Below are 6,468 nucleotides of genomic sequence, written 5' to 3'. Positions count from 1 at the left end.
CCTGCCGCCAGCCGCGCCGTCAGCGCGATCGACATCGCCCGAAGCGTCGCCAGCCGCGCCGTCAGCCGCCCCAGCAGCTCGACATCCGCCGGGTCAGGCTCCGGCCCAAGTTCGCGCGCCCACAAGTCAAGCAGCACCGTTGCCGAATGGATGCGCTCAGGCCCGGATCGTTCGAAGGCCAGTTCGGCATTCACCTGCGCCCATCCGTTCCCCTCCTCGCCCAGCAGCGAACCTGCGGGCAGATACACATCGTCGAACGTTACTTCGTTGAACTCCTCGTCGCCGGTCAGCAGCGGGATCGGGCGGATGGAAACGCCCGGCGCCCGCAGATCGACCAGAAACTGGCTCAGGCCGCGCTGGCGGTCGTCGGTGGTGCCGGAACTGCGAACCAGCGCGATCATCCAGTCCGCCTTGTGGGCGCGCGTCGTCCAGATCTTGCGCCCGTTCAGCCGCCAGCCGTCCCCGTCCGGCGTCGCGCGCGTGCGAACGCTCGCCAGATCCGAACCGGAATCCGGCTCCGACATGCCGATGCAGAAGAAAACCTCGGCCCGGCAGATCGCCGGCACGAACCGCTGGCGCTGCTCCTCGGTGCCGAACCGGCAGATCAGCGGGCCTGACTGGCGGTCGCCGATCCAGTGGGCGGCGATCGGCGCGCCCGCCACCAGCAGCTCCTCGACAACGGCAAAGCGGTGAAACGCGCTCAGCCCGCGCCCGCCATAACGTTCGGGCAGGGTAAGCCCCAGCCAGCCATGGCTTCCAAGCTTGCGGGAAAACGCCGGATCCCAGCCGGTCCATGTGCGCGCCCGCTCTGGCGCGGTGCGTCCGGCCAGTTCGCCGGCCAGAAACGCCCGCACTTCGGCGCGCAGCCGTTCGGCATCTTCCGGCAGGGCTGCCGGGGCAAAATTCTGAAGAAATGTCATGGCACGCGGCAGCTTTCCCCGGCGCAGATCGATCGCAACATGGCCGACGGTGCCCGCGCCCACGCCATCCGGCAACTAGCCCTATTCCGGGGTGCGGGCAGCGCCCGGCGGATGCGACAGCACATGAGCGATGATCCGGTCGGCGGCGTCCTCGGCGGTCATGGCCAGGGTGTCGATGCGGATCTCGGGGTGTTCGGGCGGTTCGTAGCTGCTGTCGATGCCGGTGAAGTTGCGGATTTCGCCCGCCCGTGCGCGGGCATACAGGCCCTTGGGGTCGCGGGCTTCCGCTTCGGCCAGCGGCGTGTCGATGAATATTTCCACGAACTCCCCCGGCTCCAGCAGGTCGCGCGCCATGCGCCGTTCGGCCCGGAAAGGGCTGATGAACGCCGCCAGCACGATCAGCCCGGCATCGACCATCAGTCTGCCAACTTCGGCGATGCGGCGGATATTCTCCACCCGGTCGGCCTCGGTAAAGCCAAGGTCGCGGTTCAGCCCGTGGCGCACATTGTCGCCATCCAGCAGATAGGTCCGCCGCCCCAGCGCGTGCAGCTTGCGCTCGACCAGATTGGCGATGGTCGATTTGCCTGCGCCCGAAAGCCCGGTGAACCAGATCAGCATCGACTTCTGGCCGTTCAGCGCCGCGCGCGCATGTTTCGTCACGTCCAGCGCCTGCCACCGAACCGTCGACGACCGGGTCAGCGGGTGGCGCACCATCCCTGCCGCGCTCGTCGCGTTCGAAATCCGGTCGATCAGGATGAAGCCCCCCGTCAGCCGCGACACGGCATAGGCATCGAAAGCGATCCGCTGGTCCAGCGCCAGCGTCACCACGGCGATGTCGTTCAGCGCCAGCGCGCGCGCCGGCTCCGGCTTCAGCGTCGCAATATCGATCCGGTGCCGGATCGCAGTCACCGTCGCGCCGACGGTGCGGGTGCCAAGCTTCAGCAGATAGGGCCGCCCCGGATACAGCGGCGCCTCGTCCATCCAGACGATGTCGGCCACCAGCAGATCGGATACCTGCGCGGGGTTCAGGGCGTCGGTCAGCATATCTCCGCGCGCCACGTCGATTTCATCCGCCAGCGTCATCGTCACGCTCAGGCCCGCCAGCGCCTCCTCCTCGTCGCCCGCCGGTCCCAGAATGCGCGCGATCCGGGTCTCGTGGCCCGATGGCTGCACCCGCACGATGTCGCCCACGGCAAAGCTGCCTGCGGCCACCTGCCCGGCATAGCCGCGAAACCCGGCATCCGGCCGGTTGACCCACTGCACCGGAAACCGCCCCGGCGCCGCCGGATCGTGCAGCGCACCGCCATCGGCTGCTTCCAGCGCCTCCAGCAATGTCGGCCCCCGATACCACCCAAGCCGCGCATCACGGCCGACGATATTGGCCCCGGTCGTCGCAACGACAGGAATCGCAGTAACGGCACAGGCGCCCATCCCATCGTCCAGCAGGGCGCCAAACCCGTCCGCGATCACCTCGAACCGTTCGGCGCTGAACCCGGCAAGGTCCATCTTGTTGACGGCCAGCACCACCTGCCGCACCCCCATCAGCCGCACGATGAAGGCATGCCGCCTGGTTTGCGCCACAACCCCGCGTGACGCATCGACCAGCAGCACCGCCACATCCGCCGTCGATGCGCCGGTCGCCATGTTGCGGGTATATTGTTCGTGGCCGGGGCAGTCCGCCACCAGATAGCGTCGGCGCGGGCCGCTGAACTGCCGCCAGGCGATATCGATGGTGATCCCCTGTTCGCGCTCGGCGGCCAGACCATCGGCCAGCAGCGCGAAATCCATCGCTTCGCCCACCGTGCCGTGGCGCGCGCTGTCGGCCGCCAGCGCGTCCAACTGGCCATCCACCAGTGCGCCCGCATCGTGCAGCAACCGGCCAAGCAGCGTCGATTTGCCGTCGTCGACACTGCCGCAGGTGATGAACCGCACCAGCGGCTTGTCGGCCGGTTCTTCGGTTGCGGCCGCCGCCATCAGAAATAGCCCTCGGCCTTCTTCCGCTCCATCGAGGCGCTTTCATCGTGATCGACGCGGCGCCCGGCGCGCTCGGTCGTCTGGCTGGCAAGCGTTTCCGCGATCACTGCATCCAGCGTGTCGGCACTGCTTTCCATCGCACCCGACAGCGGCCAGCAGCCCAGCGTGCGGAACCGCACCATACGTTCAACCGCCCGTTCACCGGCGCGCCATTGCATACGCGCATCGTCCACCACCAGGATCAGCCCGTCGCGCACAACGGTCGGGCGCGGGCGCGCAAAATACAGCGGCACCAGCGGCACCCCTTCCTGCCGGATATAGGCCCAGACGTCGATTTCGGTCCAGTTCGACAGCGGGAACACGCGAACGCTTTCGCCCGCGTGCAACCGCGCATTCGACAGCGTCCACGGTTCGGGGCGCTGCGCGCGCGGCTCCCACACATGGGCGGCGTTGCGGAACGAAAACACGCGTTCCTTGGCGCGGGCCTTTTCCTCGTCGCGGCGGGCGCCGCCAAAGGCGCAGTCGAAGCCGTGCGCGTCCAGCGCCCGCTTCAGCGTGTCGGTCAACATCAGCCGGGTATATTGCGGCGTCGGCGTGGCGAACGGGTCGATCCCGGCAGCGGCTGCTTCCTCGTTGTGGGCGACGATCAGGCGCAGCCCGTGCCGTGCCGCCGTTGCATCGCGGTGGCGGATCATATCGGCGAAATCCCAGCCGCTCGCCACATGCAGCAACGGAAATGGCGGCAGCGAAGGATGAAACGCCTTCAGCGCCAGATGCAGCAAGACGCTCGAATCCTTGCCGATCGAATACAGGAACACCGGGTTACGGGTTTCCGCCACGGCTTCACGGAAGATGTGAATAGCCTCGGCCTCCAGACGCCGGAGGTGGCTTGGGCCTGTAGAATCGCCGCGCTGGTTCATGATGTCCGTCTGCGCTGCTGCCCGCAGCATGTCAGGAATGCAAGCTGCACTCAGCCGTCTGACAGCCCCAGCAGCGCAACCGCCGCCCGCCGCACTGCGGCATGGGCGGCCGTCACATCCATCCCCTGCTGTTCGCGCAGGCGCTGCCAGCTTTCGGCCGACAGGGTCAGGATCAATAGTTCGAACAGTTCCCGGTCCGCCCTGATCCGCGCCGGAACGACGGCCACCAGCAGATCGCGGCTGATTTCGGCCATGCGGCGATGCATGGTGGCGACGGGGCGGCTGCGGTGGCGCAGCACATCCATCGCCGTCTTGAAGGGCGACAGCGTCTCGAAGAACTGGGCGCGCCGGTCGATCGATTCATACAGGATTTCCGGCCACTGGCGCGCTTCCAGCGGCCGGTCCAGAATGGGGCGCAGCCGGTCGAACACCATCGAGATGATCTCGACGTGCAGATTGTCCATTTCCTCGAAATGGCGGAACACCGTCCGCAACGAGACTCCGGCCCGTGCCGCGATCGATTCAGCCGTCGGCGAAGGATTGCCTTCCTCGACCAGCGCCAGCATCGCCGAAAGGATCTTGCGCCTGCTCGACGCAGAGCGCGCGCGGCGGCCATCCACCTTTCCCCGGTCAGCCGGCGCATCCCGGTTGGCAGATTTGCCCTTGTCGGCTCCTGCCACGACATTCCCGCCGTCCGCCATGTATCGTCCCTCGATTGTTCCGAGTGTTTTGAAAGCCTTTCATACACTTCCCGCGGCAAAATCGCCAGCGATTAACAATTGCACGGGCGAGATTCTGTCCTACACAAACCATTATGGTTATTTTATTAGAATGAACAATGTCAAACAAACCATGTCCCGCCCGATCCGCGCCCGCATTCGCGCCGAGGCCGCCTCCCTGCGTTTCGATGGCGTGCTGCGCCAACTCCGGCATGTCGCCCGGCTCGATGCCAGGCAGCGCGAAATGCTGGTGGCGCTGATGCTCGAACGCGAGGGGCTGGGCGGCGCCTGCGCGCGGGCGGGCGTCGGCTTGGGCCTCGTTCTCAGCGAACGGCGCCGCAATCCCGCCTTCCGCCGCGCACTGGCCGCCGCCGAACAGCAGCGCCGGGCGCTGTTGGAAATGCTGCTGACCGACATGGCCGTTCGCGGGCTGCTGGCCGAAGGCAACCTTCCCGCAAGCGACGCCCGCGACAAATTCCTCAGCGGCCTTGCCCAGACCCTGCTCGACCGGGCCGCCCGCGAAGCCGCGCCACGCCCGGCCGCCAGCGCCCGGCCAGCGCCCTCTCGTGCAGCCGCACCCGCAACCGACGACGACCTGCAAGCCCTGCTCGCTGAAACCGAACGCCGCATCGCCGAGGCCGAACGCACCCTGCCGAAGCACCTGCTGCCCTAGCAGACCGCGCCAGCCGTCAGATCCGCTCCATCGCCTGCCGGTGCACCCGCGCGTCACCGGCAGCCAGCACCTGCCCCTCGCTCATCAGCGTCAGCGGCCGTCCCTTCCAGTCGGTGATCAGGCCGCCCGCCCCCTCGATCACCGGGACCAGCGCCGCCCAGTCATAGGGCTTCAGCCCTTCCTCCATCACCAGGTCGAGCTGCCCCGACGCCAGCAGGCCGTAATTGTGGCAGTCGCCGCCGAACAACATGTCCGCCACCGAACGGCCGACGCGCTGAAAACTGGCATGGCCCGATGGCGAAAACACCAGCGGATGTGTCGATGCAGCGCGCGCCGACGCGAGGCCCGCGCACGGGCGCACCTCGACCTGCCTGCCGTTCAGCGTGGTGCGCGGGCGCCCGACCGAGCATCCAAGCCAGAGGTCGCCCGTCGCCGGCGCGGAAATCACGCCGAGGATCGGCCGGTCCTCCTCGATCAGTGCGATCAGCGTTCCGAACAATGGCCTGCCTGCAATAAATCCGCGCGTGCCGTCGATCGGATCGATCACCCACAGCCTGCCCGATGTGCCGCGCTGCACGCCATATTCTTCGCCATAGATGCCGTCGGTCGGCCGATCGCGCTCCAGCGCGCTGCGGATCACTGCTTCGACCGAACGGTCGGCGGCCGTCACCGGCGAAAGATCGGCCTTGGTTTCGATCGCGGTTCCCGCCCGGAAATATGGGGCAACGGTCGCCCCGGCCTCCCGTGCGAGGCGCTGGATCAGCAGGATATCGGATTCGATCGTCAACGTCGGGTTTCCCGCGCTTGCAAGGGGTGTCTGACAGCGGATGTGCTCGTTGCTGCCCATTTCCACGGGTTGGCGCCTCGTGGCAACAGTCCGGCCGGCGCCCAACGCGGCTTTTTCAGTCGCACCGCACTACTGGCGCCACCGGCAACGGCGCGCCATAGAGCTATCCCGATGCGCCGATTCCTTTCCGCCCTGCTGACACTGCTGCTGCTGGCGCCGCCCGCGCTGGCCGACGACGCCGAAACTGGCGCCGTCGCCCGCCCCAGGATCGGGCTGGTGCTCGGCGGCGGCGGCGCGCGCGGCTTCGCCCATGTCGGCGTGCTGCAGGTGCTCGAGGAAAACCGCATCCCGGTCGATGTGGTCGCCGGCACCAGCATGGGGGCGGTCGTCGGCAGCCTCTATGCGCAGGGCAAAAGCCCCGCCGAACTCACCCGCATCACCGAAGAAATTCCCTGGACGACGATCTTCAACGACG

Annotated in this window: 7 protein-coding genes; 2 read left to right on the top strand and 5 right to left on the bottom strand. The window is 67.5% G+C overall.

Features of this window, described 5'->3' with window-relative positions; translation table 11 throughout:
• The 4 genes from AC16JP_RS05425 to AC16JP_RS05410 all read right to left on the bottom strand — a co-directional run.
• A partial coding sequence (locus AC16JP_RS05425) for an acyl-CoA dehydrogenase family protein (protein WP_484339586.1) occupies positions 1-920 on the bottom strand: 920 nt, incomplete at its 3' end.
• 81 nt (positions 921-1,001) lie between these two features.
• Complete coding sequence (gene cysC, locus AC16JP_RS05420; protein ID WP_484339585.1) at positions 1,002-2,894, bottom strand: adenylyl-sulfate kinase; 1,893 nt, start codon at positions 2,892-2,894, stop codon at positions 1,002-1,004.
• Positions 2,894-3,844, bottom strand: a complete 951-nt coding sequence (cysD, locus tag AC16JP_RS05415) for a sulfate adenylyltransferase subunit CysD (RefSeq protein ID WP_484339584.1) — start codon at positions 3,842-3,844, stop codon at positions 2,894-2,896. Before cysD ends, cysC begins: the two co-directional genes overlap by 1 nt.
• Before the next feature lie 20 nt (positions 3,845-3,864).
• Positions 3,865-4,515: a TetR/AcrR family transcriptional regulator gene (locus tag AC16JP_RS05410; RefSeq protein WP_484339583.1), complete on the bottom strand. Its 651-nt coding sequence runs from the start codon at positions 4,513-4,515 to the stop codon at positions 3,865-3,867.
• 151 nt (positions 4,516-4,666) lie between these two features.
• Between AC16JP_RS05410 and AC16JP_RS05405 the strand changes: the two genes are divergently transcribed.
• Positions 4,667-5,206, top strand: coding sequence for a hypothetical protein (locus AC16JP_RS05405; protein WP_484339582.1), 540 nt, complete (start codon positions 4,667-4,669; stop codon positions 5,204-5,206).
• Between the two features lie 16 nt (positions 5,207-5,222).
• Here the strand turns inward: AC16JP_RS05405 and AC16JP_RS05400 are convergent, their stop codons facing one another.
• The gene (locus tag AC16JP_RS05400) at positions 5,223-5,993 is read right to left on the bottom strand and encodes an inositol monophosphatase family protein (RefSeq protein ID WP_484339581.1); all 771 of its coding nucleotides are present in this window, start codon (positions 5,991-5,993) and stop codon (positions 5,223-5,225) included.
• Positions 5,994-6,164: 171 nt separating this feature from the next.
• Between AC16JP_RS05400 and AC16JP_RS05395 the strand changes: the two genes are divergently transcribed.
• On the top strand, positions 6,165-6,468 hold a 304-nt coding region (locus AC16JP_RS05395; protein WP_484339580.1), incomplete at its 3' end, for a patatin-like phospholipase family protein.

It is taken from the genome of Sandaracinobacteroides sp., assembly GCF_057137845.1.
Note: the sequence above shows the minus strand (reverse complement) of the source record. Positions and strands in the feature narration are given on the sequence as shown.

Coding starts and splice junctions, on each gene's coding strand:
- cysD (WP_484339584.1), bottom strand. CDS start 3,844: ATGCTGCGGGCAGCAGCGCAGACGGACATCATGAACCAGCGCGGCGAT.
- AC16JP_RS05410 (WP_484339583.1), bottom strand. CDS start 4,515: ATGGCGGACGGCGGGAATGTCGTGGCAGGAGCCGACAAGGGCAAATCT.
- AC16JP_RS05405 (WP_484339582.1), top strand. CDS start 4,667: ATGTCCCGCCCGATCCGCGCCCGCATTCGCGCCGAGGCCGCCTCCCTG.
- cysC (WP_484339585.1), bottom strand. CDS start 2,894: ATGGCGGCGGCCGCAACCGAAGAACCGGCCGACAAGCCGCTGGTGCGG.